This window comes from Mycobacterium conspicuum (genome assembly GCF_010730195.1).
GTDB classification, from domain to species: domain Bacteria; phylum Actinomycetota; class Actinomycetes; order Mycobacteriales; family Mycobacteriaceae; genus Mycobacterium; species Mycobacterium conspicuum.
In genome coordinates, this window is the sequence record NZ_AP022613.1 from 416,934 (window position 1) to 432,805 (window position 15,872).

Consider the following 15,872-nt stretch of genomic DNA (forward strand, 5'->3'; position numbering starts at 1 on the left):
AATGACGACGCGAGGGCGTAAGCCGAGACCGGGCCACATCATCTTTGTGGGCTCAGGTCCAGGCGACCCCGGATTGCTGACGACGCGGGCCGCCGCGGTTCTGGCGAACGCGGCCCTGGTGTTCACCGATCCCGACGTGCCCGAACCGGTGCTGGCGCTGATCGGCAAGGACCTGCCACCCGTCTCCGGCCCGGTGCCCGCGGCGCCTGCCAGCGCGGACGCGGCCGGCGACAACCCCGACGCGGACAGTGCCCAGGCCACCGGGTCCATGGTGCCGGGCGGCGCGGACATCCGTCCGGCGCTGGGCGATCCGGCCGAGGTCGCCAAGACGATGACCGCCGAGGCCAAGACGGGCGTCGACGTGGTGCGGCTGGTGGCGGGTGACCCGCTGACCTTGGATGCCGTCATCACCGAGGTGAACGCCGTGGCGCGCACGCACCTGCACATCGAGATCGTGCCCGGCCTGGCGGCCACCAGCGCCGTCCCGACCTATGCGGGGCTGCCGCTGGGCTCCTCGCACACGGTGGCCGACGTCCGCGACCCCCAGGTGGATTGGGACGCGTTGGCCGCCGCCCCCGGGCCGTTGATCCTGCAGGCCACCGCGTCGCACCTGGCCGACGCGGCGCGCACCCTGATCGAGCACGAGCTGGCCGAGACCACGCCCTGCGTGGTGACCGCGCACGGCACCACCTGTGCGCAGCGCTCCGTCGAAACGACGCTGCAGGGCTTGACCGACCCCGCCGTCCTGGGCGCCGGGGCGGATGCCTCCGGTCCGCTGGGCGGGCCGCTGGTGGTGACCATCGGCAAGACGGTGGCCAGCCGCGCCAAGCTGAACTGGTGGGAGAGCCGCGCGCTGTACGGCTGGACCGTGCTGGTGCCGCGCACCAAGGACCAGGCCGGCGAGATGAGCGAGCGGCTGACGTCCTACGGCGCCCTGCCGGTCGAGGTGCCCACCATCGCCGTCGAGCCGCCGCGCAGTCCCGCGCAAATGGAGCGCGCCGTCAAGGGGCTGGTCGACGGCCGTTTCCAGTGGGTGGTGTTCACCTCGACCAACGCGGTGCGCGCGGTGTGGGAGAAGTTCGGCGAATTCGGCCTGGACGCGCGCGCCTTCTCCGGGGTGAAGATCGCCTGTGTCGGCGAGTCGACGGCCGACCGGGTCCGCGCCTTCGGCATCAGCCCCGAGCTGGTGCCGGCCGGCGAGCAGTCCTCGCTGGGTCTGCTGGACGACTTCCCGGAGTACGACAGCATTTTCGACCCGGTGAACCGGGTGCTGCTGCCGCGCGCCGACATCGCGACCGAGACGTTGGCCGAGGGCCTGCGCGAGCGCGGCTGGGAGATCGAGGACGTCACCGCCTACCGGACGGTGCGCGCCGCGCCGCCGCCGGCGGCCACCCGCGAGATGATCAAGACCGGTGGCTTCGACGCGGTGTGCTTCACGTCCAGCTCCACGGTGCGCAACCTGGTGGGCATCGCCGGCAAGCCGCACGCGCGGACCATCATCGCCTGCATCGGGCCCAAAACCGCCGAGACCGCAGCCGAATTCGGGTTGCGGGTGGATGTGCAGCCCGACACCGCCGCGGTCGGCCCGCTGGTCGACGCGCTGGCCGAACACGCCGCGCGCCTGCGCGCCGAGGGCGCGCTGCCACCGCCGCGCAAGAAGAGCCGCAGGCGATGATCTCGTTTGCGTTGACTCTGCGCTCATGGCGCGAAAGTGCGAGTAGCCACCGCCCTCAGCGCAGAGTCAACGCATGAGAATACGGCCGCGCCGCCTCCGCTCAACCCCCGCGCTGCGTCGTTTGGTAGCGCAAACCTCGTTGGAGCCAAGGCATTTGGTGCTGCCGATGTTTGTAGCCGACGGTATCGACGAGCCGCGGCCGATCGCCTCGATGCCGGGCGTGGTGCAGCACACCCGGGACTCGCTGCGCAGCGCCGCCGCCGACGCGGTCGCCGCCGGCGTGGGCGGGGTGATGCTGTTCGGGGTTCCGCGCGACGCGGACAAGGACGCGACCGGTTCGGCCGGCACCGACCCGGACGGCATTCTCAACGTCGCCCTGCGTGACCTTTCCAAGGACCTCGGCGACGCGACCGTGTTGATGGCCGACACCTGTCTCGACGAGTTCACCGATCACGGACACTGCGGTGTCCTCGACGACCGCGGCCGGGTGGACAACGACGCCACGCTGGCACGCTACGTGGAACTTGCTGTGGCACAAGCGGAATCGGGCGCCCATGTGGTCGGGCCCAGCGGGATGATGGACGGTCAGGTGGCCGCCATCCGCGACGGCCTGGACGCGGCCGGTCACCCCGACGTGGTGATCCTGGCCTACGCCGCGAAGTTCGCGTCGGCGTTCTACGGCCCGTTCCGCGAGGCGGTCAGCTCCAGCCTGTCCGGGGACCGGCGCACCTACCAGCAGGAGCCGGGAAACGCCCGCGAGGCGCTGCGCGAGGTTGCGCTGGATCTGGACGAGGGCGCCGACATCGTGATGGTCAAACCCGCGCTGGGCTACCTGGACGTGGTGGCCGCCGCGGCGGCGATGTCGTCGGTGCCGGTGGCGGCGTATCAAGTCTCGGGGGAGTACGCGATGATTTGTGCTGCGGCGGCGAACAATTGGATCGACGAGCGAAGCGCGGCACTGGAGTCGCTGACCAGCATCCGGCGCGCCGGCGCCGATATCGTCCTCACCTACTGGGCCGCCGCCGCGGCGGGTTGGCTGTCATGACCGACAAGCCGTTGTTCCACGAACCCGGCGCCAGCTGGTACTGGCTGCTGGCGGGGCCGGCGGCGGCGGTGTCGATGATCCTGATCGAAATGTCCAGCCACGCCGGCGTGGGCTTGACGATCCCGGTGATCTTTCTGGTGATGGTGACGCTGTTTTTGGGGATCCAGATCAAAGCGGCGCGCATCCACACCTCGGTCGAGCTGACCGAAGACGCGCTGCGGCAAGGCACCGAGACGATCCTGGTGCGCGAAATCGTCAAGGTCTATCCGGAGGCCGAGAATTCGGTCGACTCCGGGCTACCGCTGGCGCGGTGGCAGACGGCGCGGACCCTCGGTGAGCTCAACGGGATTCCCCGCGGTCGGGTCGGCATCGGCCTGCGGCTCACCGGCGGCCGCACCGCGCAGGCCTGGGCACGGCGCCACCGCCACCTGCGCGACGCGCTGACCCCGCTGGTGCAGGAGCGGGTCGGCCCGACGCCGGAGCTCGCCGAGGACGACGAGTACGACGACTACGACTCGCCGTATGGCGAAGACGGGCTGTCCAGGTGATCGGCCGGTACCGGGCGCTGCTCGAACTCGTTTTGGCGTTGGCCGCGCTGGCCGGCGCCGGGGTGACGTGGTCGCACTCGCGTCACACCGTCGGCGTCGCGCCCGTCGCGGACGGGCAGCCGTCCACGACGTCGTTGGTGTTTGACCCTCAGCAGCTATTGCTGACCATGTTGCTGGCCACGCTTGCCGGGGTGTTGCTCGTTGTCGGGGTGGCGCGGCTCAGGCGCGCTCGACCGGGACGGCTCAGGCCGTCTTCTTGATCAGCGGCAGCACCAGCTGACGCCGGCTGACGATGGCGTCAGCCAGGGTGCGCAGGGCCGCGTGTACCGAGCGCGCCGTCGAAAACGTGGTGCCGTCGAGCAGCTCGATCACCGCGGGGCTCGCCACCAATGTCCACTCCGCCCCGGCGGCGCGGCAGTCTTCGTCGAGTCCGTGCAACAGCGAGATGCCGGCCGGAGCAAAGTGGGTGACGTCGTTCATGTCGATTACCACGTTGGCTTGCTCGAGGGCGAAGCGCTTGACGTACTCACGGATCCGGTCGGCGTTGAGGCCGTCGATTTCGCCTCGGAGGGTCACCACCGTCGCGAGGTGACGGCAGTGCGCCCGCACGCGGGCGCCCCCGTATTCGAAGGTGTGCGCGTCAGAAACTGGGCGAGCAACCGGCTCAGCGATCGCGAGCGTCATATGCGGTACCTTCCCCAAGCGCCGTTCTAACCTGTGTCCCACCAAACCAGCAGAATTTAAGGGGACCGGAAGCCGCGTCTAACTCTTTGCTAAAGACTTGGCTTTTCGGGGGCTTGCGTGGTCCGGGCGGCGCGGCCCTCACGCCGTTGCGGGCGCCGCGCTGTTAGGCTGCGGTGGCTGTCGGTGGCTAGTCCGGGGGGCTAGTCGGGGGGCTTTTGACATGGCGAAACAGCAGGTTCCGGACGGAAAGAGCATCGTGCGCGGCGCAGAGATCAGGGGCGAGATCAGGGCCCTGACGGGACTGCGCATCGTCGCCGCCGTGTGGGTGGTGCTGTTTCATTTCCGGCCCATGATCAGCGATGTGTCGCCCGATCTGCGCGAGAACCTCGCGCCGGTGCTCAACTGCGGCGCGCAGGGCGTCGACCTATTCTTCATCCTCAGCGGGTTCGTGCTGACCTGGAATTATCTGGATCGCATGGGCCGGGCGTGGTCGACCCGCGAGACGCTGCACTTCCTGTGGCTGCGGCTGGCCCGGGTGTGGCCGGTTTACCTGGTCACGCTGCACCTGGCGGTGCTGTGGATCATCTTCACCCTGCACGTCGGGCACACCCCGTCCCCCGACGTTGGCAAGCTCACCGCGATCAGCTACGTCCGGCAGGTGCTGCTGGTGCAACTGTGGTTCGAGCCGTTCTTCGACGGGACCAGCTGGGACGGGCCGGCCTGGTCGATCAGCGCGGAATGGCTGGCCTATCTGCTGTTCGGCCTGGTCGTCCTGGTGATTTTCCGGATGAAGCTGGCCACCCGGGCGCGCACCCTGATGGTGCTGGCCTTCGTGGCGCAACTGCCGCCGATGGTGCTCCTGCTCACCAGCGGCTTCTTCTACACGCCGTGGAGCTGGCTGCCGCGCATCGTCACCCAGTTCACCGCGGGCGCGCTGGCTTGCGCCGCCGTGCGCAGGCTGGAGCTCAGCGAGCACGCCCGCCGCGTCGTCGGGTACGTCTCCGCGCTGCTCCTCGGCGCCACGGTGGGCCTGATCTATCTGCTCGCCGCGTATCCGATTCACGGCGTGTTGGACAGCGGCGGCGTGGTCGACGTGCTGTTCGTTCCGCTGGTGATCACGCTGGCGATCGGAGCGGGCAGCCTGCCGAGGTTGCTGTCGACCCGGGTGATGGTCTACGGCGGCCAGATCTCGTTCTGCCTGTACATGGTGCACGAGCTGGTGCACACCAGCTGGACGTGGGCCGTGGTGCAGTTCGAGCTGACACCGTGGCACTCCGATTCGCCATGGAAATGGAATATCTTCGGTCTGCTGGCGATCGCCGTGCTTTGCTCCAGTCTGATGTATCACTTCATCGAGGAGCCTGCGCGCCGTTGGATGCGCAGGATGGTCGACGTCCGGCCCGCCGCCGCGAACGCCGAATCCGAGGAGCCGGCAAGCGCCAAGCTTCATCAGATCGACGGTGGGCGGGACGGGGTTTCGGCGCGCGCGGTCTGACTCATGATTCGTCTAGCGGTAGGGGTGTTGGTGGGTCGGCTTCGCGTGCTGGGCATCAACGTGAGTCTCTTGGTCGTCCTTTTCCTGGAAACCGTGGCGACACTGGGCAACCCGGCCCCGCCGCAAGCGGTGCGGCCATACCACCTGCTGACCCAGGACTTCTTGCTCCGCCACCTCGCGGTGATCGGCGACTCGTACACCACCGGCACCGACGAGGGGGGCGAGGGCGCGAATTCGTGGACCGCTCGCGCCTGGCAGGCGCTGGCTCAGCGAGGCACGCAGATCGGTGCCGATGTGGCGGCCGAGGGCAAGGCCGGCTACGCGGTGCCCGGTGACCACGGCAGCGTCTTCGAGGATCTGACGGCCCGGGCGGTCAAGCGCGATGATGCGCTGGTGGTGTTCTTCGGCTCCCGCAACGACCAAGGCGTCGACCCTGGCCTGCTCGCCCTCAAGACCCGCGAAGCCTTCCTCTTGGCGCGCCGCTTCGCGCCGACCGCGCGGCTGCTGGTGATCGGGCCGCCATGGCCGACGGCCGATGTGCCCGCTTCCGTGCTGCAGATTCGCGACGTGATCAACGCTCAGGCCCGGGCGGTGGGAGCAGCGTTCGTCGATCCGATCGGGGACCGGTGGTTCTTCGACAGGCCCGACTTGATCGGTGTGGACGGCGTGCACCCCAACGATGCGGGGCACCAGTATCTGGCCGACAAGATCGCACCGCTGATTCGCATGCAGCTGTCCAGGTGATCAAACACCTTGCCGCGCAAGGCGTTTAGTCCTCGGCGTGGCGTTCGTAGGCCCAGCGCTCAAGGCGTGCTTGCAGATTCAGCAAGCCGATAGCGGCGAGCGGCGTGGCCGCCGAAAGGCAGACCATCAGCAGCGGGGTCATCCGAAAACCTCCCGAAGAACTTATTTGGTATGACGTGCGGCGTCGTTGGAAGGTTCACCCGAGTTCGCGCGGCTAGGACATCCAGGCCAGTTCGGCGGGAAGCTGCATGTGCCAGTAGACCGAGTCGTGGCCGCCGATGGAGAAGCTGCCCGCCGGTGGCTTTTTCAGCTGGCCGACGAACTGGCGGGTGGCGGGATAGAAGCGGTCAAAGAGGCCGCAGTCCACCCGCAGGGGAATCGAGTTCAGCGCCGCCAGCCCGAACACGTTGTTCTGCGCATAGTCCTCGTCGCTGTCGAACGCCCCGGGCGCGCTGTCGGAGAACGAGGTGTACAACGCCGGGCTGATCGCGCAGATCCCGGCCACTCGCGACGGTCCCAGCCGGGAGCCCAGCAGCAGCGAGCCGTATCCGCCCATCGACCACCCCATGAAACCCACCCTGGAGGTGTCCATGCCCATCGAGCTCAGCATCGGCAGCAGCTCCTCGAGCACCATCGCACCGGAGTCCCCGCCCTGCGCCCTGCGGTGCCAGTAGGTGTTGCCGCCGTCGACGCCCACCACGGCGAACGGCGGCCTGCCCTGTTTGACGAGCTTGGCCAGGCCCTCCTCGACACCGAATTCCAGCATCTGGGTGGCGTCGCCGTCCACGCCGTGCAGTGCGATGACCGGCCGCAGCATGCCAGTCTGGCCCGGCGGCATGGCGATCACGTAATTGGTCTTGATGCCGCCGCGGGCCGCCGAGATGAACGATCCGGTGGTCTTGGTCGGCAGGGTGCTGCCGGCGGCTGAGGGCTCGAACTTCGCGGGGGACCGCGGTGGCTCGACCGGGGGCGGCGCCGCTTGTGGTTCGAGCGGATCCAGCAGGGCGCTGAGCGCAAAGACGCCGGCGGCCGCCGCGCTGGCACTGGCGCCCATGCGCAATACCGCACGGCGTTTCAGGTGGGGCACGAGCGAGATCATGCGGCCCCGACCCGGTTTTGACGCCACAGCCACGCCGTGTCGGAAAGCACCGTGACTGCACCGTGATCGTCGGGGATTCAATCTCGCCGGTTTCAACCCTCGCGTCCTGCGCCGGCGTCGCCAATCCTTGCGCCAAGGATTGACTGTTCCGTATTGCACAAAAGGAGAACGAATGGGCCTGGCATTTCACTGGTTTCTGCCGACCTACGGGGATTCGCGAAACCTGGTGGCTGGCGGGCACGGCACCACGATGCACGGCGACCGTCCTGCGAGTTTGCGCTATTTGCACCAGATTTGCGGGGCCGCCGAAGACAACGGCTTCGAGGCGGTGCTCACCCCCACCGGGTTGTGGTGCGAGGACGCCTGGCTGACGACGGCAATGCTGATCGAGGGCACCGAGACGCTGAAATTCCTGGTCGCATTTCGTCCCGGGCTGCTCAGCCCGACCCTGGCCGCGCAGATGGCCGGAACCTTTCAGCGGCACTCGCGCGGACGGCTGCTGCTCAACGTTGTCACCGGCGGTGAGCCGCACGAGCAGCAGGCCTACGGCGATTACCTCGACAAAGCGTCGCGCTACGCGCGCACCGCCGAGTTCCTCCACGTCGTGCGGGAACTGTGGACCTCGCGCGAGCCGGTGACCTTCGCGGGCGACCACATTCGGGTTGACGGCGCGGCTCTGAGCAACCCGCCGCAGCCGGTACCGGCGGTGTTCTTCGGCGGATCGTCGGGGCCCGCCGGACCGGTGGCGGCCAAGTACTCCGACGTCTACCTGACCTGGGGTGAGCCGCCGAGCGCCGTCGCCGAGAAACTGGATTGGATTCGCGGCCTGGCCGCCGAGCACGGCCGGCACCTGCAGTACGGGCTGCGGATCCATGTGATCAGCCGCGACAGCTCCGAACAGGCGTGGGCCGAGGCCGACCGGCTGTTGGCGGCCGTCAACCCCGCCGACGTCGAACGCGTGCAATCCAGCCTGGCGCGCAGCGAATCGGAGGGGCAGCGCCGCATGCTGCGCTTGCACGGCGGCGGCAGCGACAAGCTGCTGGTGGCGCCCAACCTGTGGGCCGGGGTGGGCCTGGTGCGCGGCGGCGCCGGCACCGCGCTGGTCGGCTCGCACGCCGAGGTCGCCGAACGGCTGGCCGAATACGCCGCGCTGGGCATCGACCATTTCATCCTGTCGGGCTACCCGCACCTGGAGGAGGCCTACTGGTTCGGCGAAGGCGTGCTGCCGCTGCTCGAACGCAAGGGGCTCTGGACGCACCCCAATCGAACCTCGCGGCCGGCCGCGTCGACACCGTTTGCTGCCGCTGCCGCGCAGTAGGGGCCCGCAGCTAATACTGTGATGAGCCATGGCCGGCACACCGCGGCTGCGGCAAGGGCTTTCGCAGCGGCAGCTCAACATGATTGCCCTGGGCGGGGTGATCGGCGCCGGGTTGTTCGTCGGCTCGGGAGTGGTGATCAAGGACACCGGGCCGGCCGCGTTTCTCACCTACTCGCTGTGCGGTCTGCTCGTTGTTCTGGTGATGCGGATGCTGGGCGAGATGGCCGCCGCGAACCCGTCCACCGGCTCGTTCGCCGATTACGCGGCCAACGCACTCGGCGGCTGGGCGGGCTTCTCGGTGGGTTGGTTGTATTGGTACTTCTGGGTGATCGTGGTCGGCTTCGAGGCCGTCGCCGGCGGAAAGGTCCTCAACTACTGGTTGCCGATGCCGCTATGGCTATCGGCGCTGTGCCTGATGCTGCTGATGACCGCGACCAACCTATTCTCGGTATCGGCCTTCGGCGAGTTTGAATTCTGGTTCGCCGGAATCAAAGTCGCGACCATCGTGGTCTTTCTGGTCGTCGGCACGCTGTTCGCGCTGGGCGCCCTGCCGGGCCGCCACATCGACTTTTCCAACCTCACCTCCCACGGCGGCTTCTTCCCAAAAGGTGTCGGCGCCGTCTTCGCCGCCATCGTGGTGGTGATCTTCTCGATGGTGGGCGCGGAAGTCGTCACGATCGCCGCCGCGGAAAGCTCCGACCCCGAGCGAGCGGTGCAGCGCGCGACGAGATCGGTGGTCGCGCGCATCGCGATCTTCTTCGTCGGTTCGGTGTTCCTGCTCGCCGTGATCATGCCGTGGAACTCCGTGCAGCTCGGGTCCTCGCCCTACGTCGCCGCGCTCAAACACATGGGTCTGCGCGGCGCCGATCAGGTGATGAACGCGGTGGTGCTCACCGCGGTGTTGTCTTGCCTGAACTCGGGCCTGTACACCGCGTCGCGGATGCTGTTCGTGCTCGCCGACCGTGGCGACGCGCCGGCACGGCTGGTCAAGTTGAGCCGGCGCGGGGTGCCCCACGTCGCGATCCTGTTCTCCTCGGCGATCGGTTTCGGTTGCGTCATCATGGCGTGGGCCGCGCCGCACACCGTGTTCCTCTTTCTGCTGAACTCGTCGGGCGCCATCATCTTGTTCGTCTACTGGCTGATCGCTTTGTCGCAGATCGTGTTGCGCCGCAACACACCTGACGAGAAGCTGCGGGTGAAGATGTGGTTCTTCCCGGTGCTGTCGATTCTCACGCTCGCCGCGATCACCGCCGTGGTGGTGCTCATGGCGTTCGACCGCGCCGCCCGCAGTCAGCTCTGGCTTTCGCTGTTGTCCTGGGTGGTCGTGCTCGGTGTGTACTTCGCCGCCCGTGTGCGCGGGGGCGAGTTGGCCGGCGCGAGGGAACCCGACTGAGCAGTACCGCCAGAACCCCATTGCCGTTCGATGGATTGGACCAAGGCGGTGATGGTCGCGTTCACCGGCGCGGCAACACCGACGCGCGCCCCCTGCCGCGGGATGGCCCCGTTGATGACGTCGATCTCGCTGACCCGGCGCGCCTCGTGGTCGAGCAGTGCCGACGGTTTGGCGTCGGGCATCCGGGCACCGAACTCGCGCACATGCGCGACCGGGTCGGTCACCGCGATCGCGATTCCCGACGCGCGGGCGACGTCGAATGCCTCGGTCGCGGCCGCCTGGCTGACCGGGCCCATCGCCGGGTCGTCCATCACCTGGCCGACGGTCATGTGCGTCAACGCGCACGGCCCGCTGTACGCGACGTTGCAGATCAGCTTCTCCCACTGCATGGCGGCGATGTCGGTGACCGCGGCGGCGTCGAATCCGGCATCCGCCCAGGCGCGGGCGATCGACTCGACCGTCGCATGCGGCAGCGTCGCATAGGCCCCGAAGCGCATGGCCCGCATCGCGTTGTGATGCACGTGGCCCGGGGCGACGCGCGACGCCCCGAAGCCGCTGGCGATCCCGACCGCGAGTCGCTCATCGCCGACGATGCCGGCCACGATCTCGGCGGACCCGAGACCGTTCTGGATGGTCAGCACCGGAGTGCTGTCGCCCAGCATCGGAAGAGCTTGCTGTGCACCGGATTTCACGTCAGCGGCCTTGACGGCGAGCACGATCAGATCCATCGTCTCCGCCGGCGCGACCGTGCTCGTCCGCAGCGGCACCACTTGGTCCGAGTCGGGGCCGGTGACGCGCAGGCCGTGTTGGGCTATCTGGGTCATGCTGGCTTGGTCGGCGTCGATCGCCAGCACGTCGTTGCCCGCGGCGGCGAGTTTGGCGGCATAGATGGAACCCATTGCACCACAACCGATTACAGCGATCTTCACTCGCGCTCCTCAGGCCGTCAGCTCGGCGATCAAATCCGCCAGGCCGGTCTTCTGCTCGAGGCCGAAGCCCGGGGCGTCCGACGGTTGGATCCGGCCATCGGCGACGACGCAGCCGTCGGGATACCCGCCGAACGGTTGGAACACACCGGGATACGACTCGCAGCCGCCCAAACCCAGGCCGGCCGCGATGTGCAGGTTGATCAGGTGTCCACCGTGCGGAAAGGCGCATCGGCGATCGAAGCCGTGCGCCTCGAGCACCTCGAGCATGCGCGCGTACTCGGTCAAGCCATAACTCAGGCCGGCGTCCATCTGGAAGATGTCGCGCCCGGGCCGCATGCCGCCGTATCGAACCAGGTTGGTCACGTCGGGCACGGAGAACAGATTTTCCCCGGTGGCCAGCGCGCCGTCGTAGCAGGCCGTCACCGCGCGGTTCAGCTCGAAATCCAGTGGGTCGCCGGGCTCTTCGTACCAGCGCAGGCCGTAGGGCACCAACGCGGCCGCCCATTGCGTGGCGGCCGGGCGGTCGAATCTGCCGTTGGCGTCGACCGCGACCCGCGCCGCGTCACCGACGGTATCGACGACAGCCTCGATGCGGGCCAGGTCCTCGCGCAGCGGCGCGCCGCCGATCTTCATCTTGACCGCCTCATAACCCAGCGCGCGGTAGCCGCGCATCTCCTCGCGCAATTCGTCGAGTCCGCTATTCGGGTAGTAGTAGCCGCCCGCGGCGTACACGGCGACCGTCGGGGCCGGCTCTCGGCCGAAACGCCGCGCGATGGTGGCGTAGGCCGGTTCGTCGTCGAGTTTGGCGTTGAGGTCCCAGCACGCCAGCTCCAGCGCCGCGGCCGCGGCCGCCCGGTCGCCGTGGCCACCGGGCTTCTCGTCGGCGAGTGCGCAGGCCAACACCGCGGCCGGATCGAGGCGTCCCGCGGCGTCGGTCAGCGCGTCCGGCGCCGCGGCCAGCAGGCGCGGGATCATCCGGTCGCGCAGGATCCCGCCCTGGGCGAACCGCCCGATCGAGTTGAATGCCACCCCGACGACGGGTGTATCGGTGATGAGCGCCACCAGCGAGACGGTGTGGCCGGCGAAGTTGACGAGTGAATTGGCCGGGTTGCCCTGCAATCGGACCGGTCGCTCGACGATGGCGGTGAGTTTCGTCACCCGGTTTTGGTGAACAAGACCGCTTCTTCGAACGGAATCCGAGCGAAGACCCGCCGCCCACGCGTGACGTGCGCCGCGGCCTCGGCCCGGCTGACGACGCGGGGGTCCGTGATGCCGAACGTCTTGCCGCTGCGGCGCATCTTTCCCGAGCCCGCCGCCTTGAGGTTCTTCAGCCAGTCGCGATCGGGGCCGTAGCTCAGCAGCACGGCCACACCGGGTTTGCCGTCGATGTCGGCGGTGAAGGCGTTAACCGGCGTGCGGTAAGCCTTGCCGGAGCGGCGTCCGACGTGCTCGATGATGGCGAACGACGGGGCCCAGCCGGCCCACATCCGTTGAATGGGATTGGTGACGTGGCGGTTGAACCGCGCCAGCCCTTGGGGAAGTTTCATACCGCTATCCAACTCGCGGTTTCGGGTCACATCAAGGCGGCAGGACGTCGGTTCAGCCAGCGCTGCTACACCCTGTAGTTGAACGGGTCGAGAAGGCTGGGACACTGGTCGACATGGGTAGCACTGACCAAGCGCTGGCGCGGGTGCGTACCTCGGCACAGCTGTTCGAGGACGCCTGTGCGGTCATTCCCGGCGGGGTGAACTCCCCGGTTCGGGCCTTCACCGCGGTGGGCGGCACGCCGCGGTTCATCACCGAGGCGCACGGCTGCTGGCTCACCGACGCCGACGGCAATCGCTACGTCGACCTGGTCTGCTCGTGGGGCCCGATGATCCTGGGGCACGCGCATCCGGCCGTGGTCGAGGCCGTCACCAAGGCCGCCGCCAACGGCTTGTCGTTCGGTGCGCCCACGCCGGCCGAGAGCCGACTGGCCAACGAGATCATCGGGCGGGTGGCCCCCGTCGAGCGGATCCGCTTGGTGAACTCCGGCACCGAGGCGACCATGAGCGCCGTGCGGCTGGCCCGCGGATTCACCGGCCGCGCCAAGATCGTCAAGTTCTCCGGTTGCTACCACGGCCACGTTGACGCGCTGCTGGCCGATGCGGGTTCGGGAGTGGCGACGCTAGGTTTGCCGTCCTCGCCCGGGGTCACTGGCGCTACCGCCGCCGACACAATTGTCTTGCCCTACAACGACGTCGACGCCGTACGACAGACATTCTCCAGGTTCGGCGACGACATCGCCGCGGTGATCACCGAGGCTAGCCCCGGCAACATGGGTGTCGTCCGACCCGCGGCGGGCTACAACGCGGCGCTGCGCGCGATCACCGCCGAGCACGGCGCGCTGCTGATCGTCGACGAGGTGATGACGGGCTTCCGGGTCAGCCGAAGTGGTTGGTACGGAATCGATCCGGTCGACGCCGACCTGTTCACCTTCGGCAAGGTGATGAGCGGCGGGCTGCCCGCCGCGGCGTTCGGCGGCCGGGCCGAGGTGATGGAGCGGCTGGCGCCGCTGGGCCCGGTGTATCAGGCCGGCACGCTGTCGGGTAACCCGGTGGCGATGGCCGCCGGGCTGGCGACGCTGCGCACCGCCGACGAGGCCGTGTACGCAACCCTGGACGCCAACGCCGACCGCCTGGCCGGGTTGTTCGCTGAGGCGCTGACGAATGCCGGTGTGCCGCACCAGGTTCCGCGGGCCGGAAACATGCTCAGCGTGTTCTTCTCCGACACGCCGGTGACCGACTTCGCGTCGGCTAGGGCCAGCCAGACCTGGCGGTTCGCCCCGTTCTTTCATGCGCTGCTGGACGCCGGCGTCTACCCCCCGTGCAGCCCGTACGAGGCGTGGTTCGTCTCGGCGGCGCTGGACGACACGGCATTCGAGCGCATCGCCGAAGCGCTGCCACCCGCGGCGCGAGCCGCCGCGCAGGCGCGGGAGTCCTGATGGTCGAGCAGACCCGCGTCCACGTGGTCCGCCACGGCGAGGTGTACAACCCCAGCGGCGTCCTCTACGGGCGGCTGCCCGGCTACTCCCTCTCCGACAGGGGGAACGCGCAAGCGGCGGCGGTGGCCGAGGCGCTGGCGCACCGCGACATCGTCGCGGTGATCGCCTCCCCGCTGCAGCGCGCCCAGGAGACGGCCGCGCCCATCGCCGCCAAGCATGGCCTGCCGGTGGACACCGACCCCGACCTGATCGAATCGGCCAACTTCTTCGAGGGCAAGCGCATGGGCCCGGGCGACGGCGCGTGGCGCAACCCGAAGTTCTGGTGGCAGCTGCGCAACCCGTTCCGGCCGTCGTGGGGCGAGCCCTACCAGCAGGTCGCCGAACGCATGGCGACCGCGGCGGACAAGGCGCGCGCCCGCGGCGCCGGGCAGGAGGTGGTGTGCGTCAGCCACCAGCTGCCGGTGTGGACGCTGCGGCTGCACCTGACCGGTCAGCGGCTGTGGCATGACCCGCGCCGACGGCAATGCGGGCTGGCCTCGGTGACCACCTTCGTCTACGACGGCGACCGGCTGGTCGATGTCGAGTACAGCGAACCGGCGGGCGCTTGAACGCGCGGAAGCTGGCGATCGCCGCCGCAGCACTGCTGGTGACGGTGTTGACGGGCTGTACCGGACGCGACGCGGTCGCTCAGGGCGGCACGTTCGAATTCGTCTCGCCCGGCGGCAAAACCGACATCCTCTATGACCCGCCGGCCAGCCGTGGCCGCCCGGGCCCGCTGTCCGGGCCGGACCTGGCGGACCCGTCGCGCACCATCTCGCTCGACGACTTCAAGGGGCAGGTCGTCGTCATCAATGTGTGGGGACAGTGGTGCGGGCCGTGCCGCGCCGAGGTCACCCAACTGCAGCGGGTGTACGACGCCACCCACGGTGCGGGGGTCTCGTTTCTGGGCATCGATGTTCGTGACAACAACCGCCAGGCGGCTCAGGACTTCGTCGTCGACCATCACGTCGCCTACCCGTCCATCTATGACCCGGCCATGCGCACCCTGATCGCCTTCGGCGGCAAGTACCCGACCACCGTGATCCCGTCCACGCTGGTGCTGGATCGCCAGCACCGCGTCGCCGCGGTGTTCCTGCGTGAGCTGCTGGCCGAGGACCTGCAGCCGGTGGTGCAACGGTTGGCGTCGGAGGCTCCCGCGCAATGACCGGCTTCACCCAGATCGCCGCCGCCGGACCGCTGCTGCTGGCGCTGGGGGTGTGCGTGCTGGCGGGGCTGGTGTCCTTCGCCTCGCCGTGCGTGGTGCCGCTGGTGCCGGGCTACCTGTCCTACCTGGCTTCCATCGTCGGCGGCCCGGAAGCCCGGTGGCGGGTCGCCGGTTCCGCGGCGCTGTTCGTGGCCGGGTTCACAGTCGTGTTCGTGCTGGGTACCGTCGCGGTGCTGGGCATGACCACCACGCTGATCACCAACCAGGTGCTGCTGCAGCGGCTCGGGGGCGTGCTGACCATCGTGATGGGCCTGGTGTTCGTCGGTCTCATCCCCGCGTTGCAGCGCCCGGCGCGGTTCAGTCCGCGGCAGCTGTCGACGGTGGCCGGGGCGCCGCTGCTCGGCGCGGTGTTCGCGCTGGGGTGGACGCCGTGCCTGGGGCCGACGCTGAGTGGGGTGATCACCCTGGCCGCGGCCACCGACGGCGCCAACGTCGCCCGCGGCGTGGTGTTGACGATCGCCTACTGCCTGGGGCTGGGGATTCCGTTCGTGGCGCTGGCGTTCGGTTCGGCCGGCGCCATGTCGGGGCTGGGCTGGTTGCGTCGGCACAGCCGGGGCATCCAGATCTTCGGCGGCGCCCTGCTGATCGTGGTCGGCGCCGCCCTGGTCACCGGCGTGTGGAACGACTTCATCTCGTGGCTGCGCGACGCGCTCGTCACCGACGTCAGGCTGCCGATTTGATGGCACTCGCGGCAA

At 68.9% G+C, this 15,872-nt stretch carries 16 protein-coding genes and 1 pseudogene; 12 read left to right on the forward strand and 5 right to left on the reverse strand.

Annotation, left to right across the window (positions count from 1 at the left end; genetic code table 11):
* Window position 1 precedes the first annotated feature (1 nt).
* From G6N66_RS01990 to G6N66_RS02005, 4 genes are all read left to right on the forward strand, one after another.
* Complete coding sequence (locus G6N66_RS01990) at window positions 2–1,675, forward strand: bifunctional uroporphyrinogen-III C-methyltransferase/uroporphyrinogen-III synthase (protein WP_085235584.1); 1,674 nt, start codon at window positions 2–4, stop codon at window positions 1,673–1,675.
* Between the two features lie 73 nt (window positions 1,676–1,748).
* On the forward strand, window positions 1,749–2,720 hold the full coding sequence (gene hemB / locus G6N66_RS01995) for a porphobilinogen synthase (RefSeq protein WP_085235583.1): 972 nt from the start codon (window positions 1,749–1,751) through the stop codon (window positions 2,718–2,720).
* Window positions 2,717–3,268 carry a DUF3093 domain-containing protein gene (locus G6N66_RS02000; protein ID WP_085235582.1) on the forward strand — a complete coding sequence of 184 codons (552 nt, stop codon included), beginning with the start codon at window positions 2,717–2,719 and terminating at the stop codon, window positions 3,266–3,268. Before hemB ends, G6N66_RS02000 begins: the two co-directional genes overlap by 4 nt.
* Window positions 3,265–3,528, forward strand: a complete 264-nt coding sequence (locus G6N66_RS02005) for a hypothetical protein (RefSeq protein ID WP_085235581.1) — start codon at window positions 3,265–3,267, stop codon at window positions 3,526–3,528. Before G6N66_RS02000 ends, G6N66_RS02005 begins: the two co-directional genes overlap by 4 nt.
* Here G6N66_RS02005 and G6N66_RS02010 read toward each other — a convergent pair.
* Entirely contained in the window at window positions 3,512–3,952 is a 441-nt protein-coding gene (locus G6N66_RS02010) for an STAS domain-containing protein (protein ID WP_085235580.1), read from the reverse strand. The genes G6N66_RS02005 and G6N66_RS02010 overlap by 17 nt on opposite strands.
* Window positions 3,953–4,208: 256 nt before the next feature.
* Between G6N66_RS02010 and G6N66_RS02015 the strand changes: the two genes are divergently transcribed.
* Entirely contained in the window at window positions 4,209–5,447 is a 1,239-nt protein-coding gene (locus G6N66_RS02015) for an acyltransferase family protein (protein WP_085235711.1), read from the forward strand.
* A 3-nt stretch (window positions 5,448–5,450) separates the two neighbouring features.
* A complete protein-coding gene (locus G6N66_RS02020; RefSeq protein WP_085235579.1) occupies window positions 5,451–6,191 on the forward strand; it encodes an Rv0518 family GDSL lipase in 741 nt (246 codons plus the stop codon).
* 214 nt (window positions 6,192–6,405) lie between these two features.
* Here G6N66_RS02020 and G6N66_RS02025 read toward each other — a convergent pair whose 3' ends face one another.
* Window positions 6,406–7,290 carry an alpha/beta hydrolase gene (locus G6N66_RS02025; RefSeq protein WP_139825461.1) on the reverse strand — a complete coding sequence of 295 codons (885 nt, stop codon included), beginning with the start codon at window positions 7,288–7,290 and terminating at the stop codon, window positions 6,406–6,408.
* 172 nt (window positions 7,291–7,462) lie between these two features.
* On the opposite strand from G6N66_RS02025, the gene G6N66_RS02030 reads away from it, so the two are divergent.
* The gene (locus G6N66_RS02030; RefSeq protein ID WP_085235577.1) at window positions 7,463–8,608 is read left to right on the forward strand and encodes an LLM class flavin-dependent oxidoreductase; all 1,146 of its coding nucleotides are present in this window, start codon (window positions 7,463–7,465) and stop codon (window positions 8,606–8,608) included.
* A gap of 28 nt (window positions 8,609–8,636) precedes the next feature.
* On the forward strand, window positions 8,637–10,001 hold the full coding sequence (locus G6N66_RS02035; RefSeq protein ID WP_085235576.1) for an amino acid permease: 1,365 nt from the start codon (window positions 8,637–8,639) through the stop codon (window positions 9,999–10,001).
* A 17-nt stretch (window positions 10,002–10,018) separates the two neighbouring features.
* Here G6N66_RS02035 and G6N66_RS02040 read toward each other — a convergent pair.
* From G6N66_RS02040 to G6N66_RS02050, 3 genes and pseudogenes are all read right to left on the reverse strand, one after another.
* Window positions 10,019–10,930, reverse strand: a pseudogene (locus G6N66_RS02040) (ketopantoate reductase family protein); the annotation flags it as partial.
* A gap of 9 nt (window positions 10,931–10,939) precedes the next feature.
* Complete coding sequence (locus G6N66_RS02045) at window positions 10,940–12,088, reverse strand: enolase C-terminal domain-like protein (RefSeq protein WP_085235574.1); 1,149 nt, start codon at window positions 12,086–12,088, stop codon at window positions 10,940–10,942.
* A complete protein-coding gene (locus tag G6N66_RS02050; RefSeq protein ID WP_085235573.1) occupies window positions 12,085–12,477 on the reverse strand; it encodes a nitroreductase family deazaflavin-dependent oxidoreductase in 393 nt (130 codons plus the stop codon). Before G6N66_RS02050 ends, G6N66_RS02045 begins: the two co-directional genes overlap by 4 nt.
* 113 nt (window positions 12,478–12,590) lie before the next feature.
* On the opposite strand from G6N66_RS02050, the gene hemL reads away from it, so the two are divergent.
* The 4 genes from hemL to G6N66_RS02070 are packed head-to-tail and all read left to right on the forward strand — an operon-like array spanning window position 12,591 to window position 15,857.
* Entirely contained in the window at window positions 12,591–13,913 is a 1,323-nt protein-coding gene (gene hemL / locus G6N66_RS02055; RefSeq protein WP_085235572.1) for a glutamate-1-semialdehyde 2,1-aminomutase, read from the forward strand.
* Complete coding sequence (locus tag G6N66_RS02060; RefSeq protein WP_085235571.1) at window positions 13,913–14,521, forward strand: histidine phosphatase family protein; 609 nt, start codon at window positions 13,913–13,915, stop codon at window positions 14,519–14,521. Before hemL ends, G6N66_RS02060 begins: the two co-directional genes overlap by 1 nt.
* Entirely contained in the window at window positions 14,518–15,117 is a 600-nt protein-coding gene (locus G6N66_RS02065; protein WP_179968246.1) for a TlpA disulfide reductase family protein, read from the forward strand. Before G6N66_RS02060 ends, G6N66_RS02065 begins: the two co-directional genes overlap by 4 nt.
* The gene (locus G6N66_RS02070) at window positions 15,114–15,857 is read left to right on the forward strand and encodes a cytochrome c biogenesis CcdA family protein (RefSeq protein ID WP_085235569.1); all 744 of its coding nucleotides are present in this window, start codon (window positions 15,114–15,116) and stop codon (window positions 15,855–15,857) included. The genes G6N66_RS02065 and G6N66_RS02070 overlap by 4 nt, the downstream gene beginning before the upstream one ends.
* Window positions 15,858–15,872 lie beyond the last annotated feature (15 nt).

Coding starts and splice junctions, on each gene's coding strand:
- hemL (WP_085235572.1), top strand. CDS start 12,591: ATGGGTAGCACTGACCAAGCGCTGGCGCGGGTGCGTACCTCGGCACAG.
- G6N66_RS02030 (WP_085235577.1), top strand. CDS start 7,463: ATGGGCCTGGCATTTCACTGGTTTCTGCCGACCTACGGGGATTCGCGA.
- hemB (WP_085235583.1), top strand. CDS start 1,749: ATGAGAATACGGCCGCGCCGCCTCCGCTCAACCCCCGCGCTGCGTCGT.
- G6N66_RS02050 (WP_085235573.1), bottom strand. CDS start 12,477: ATGAAACTTCCCCAAGGGCTGGCGCGGTTCAACCGCCACGTCACCAAT.
- G6N66_RS02025 (WP_139825461.1), bottom strand. CDS start 7,290: ATGATCTCGCTCGTGCCCCACCTGAAACGCCGTGCGGTATTGCGCATG.
- G6N66_RS02010 (WP_085235580.1), bottom strand. CDS start 3,952: ATGACGCTCGCGATCGCTGAGCCGGTTGCTCGCCCAGTTTCTGACGCG.
- G6N66_RS02070 (WP_085235569.1), top strand. CDS start 15,114: ATGACCGGCTTCACCCAGATCGCCGCCGCCGGACCGCTGCTGCTGGCG.
- G6N66_RS01990 (WP_085235584.1), top strand. CDS start 2: ATGACGACGCGAGGGCGTAAGCCGAGACCGGGCCACATCATCTTTGTG.
- G6N66_RS02020 (WP_085235579.1), top strand. CDS start 5,451: ATGATTCGTCTAGCGGTAGGGGTGTTGGTGGGTCGGCTTCGCGTGCTG.
- G6N66_RS02000 (WP_085235582.1), top strand. CDS start 2,717: ATGACCGACAAGCCGTTGTTCCACGAACCCGGCGCCAGCTGGTACTGG.
- G6N66_RS02035 (WP_085235576.1), top strand. CDS start 8,637: ATGGCCGGCACACCGCGGCTGCGGCAAGGGCTTTCGCAGCGGCAGCTC.
- G6N66_RS02060 (WP_085235571.1), top strand. CDS start 13,913: ATGGTCGAGCAGACCCGCGTCCACGTGGTCCGCCACGGCGAGGTGTAC.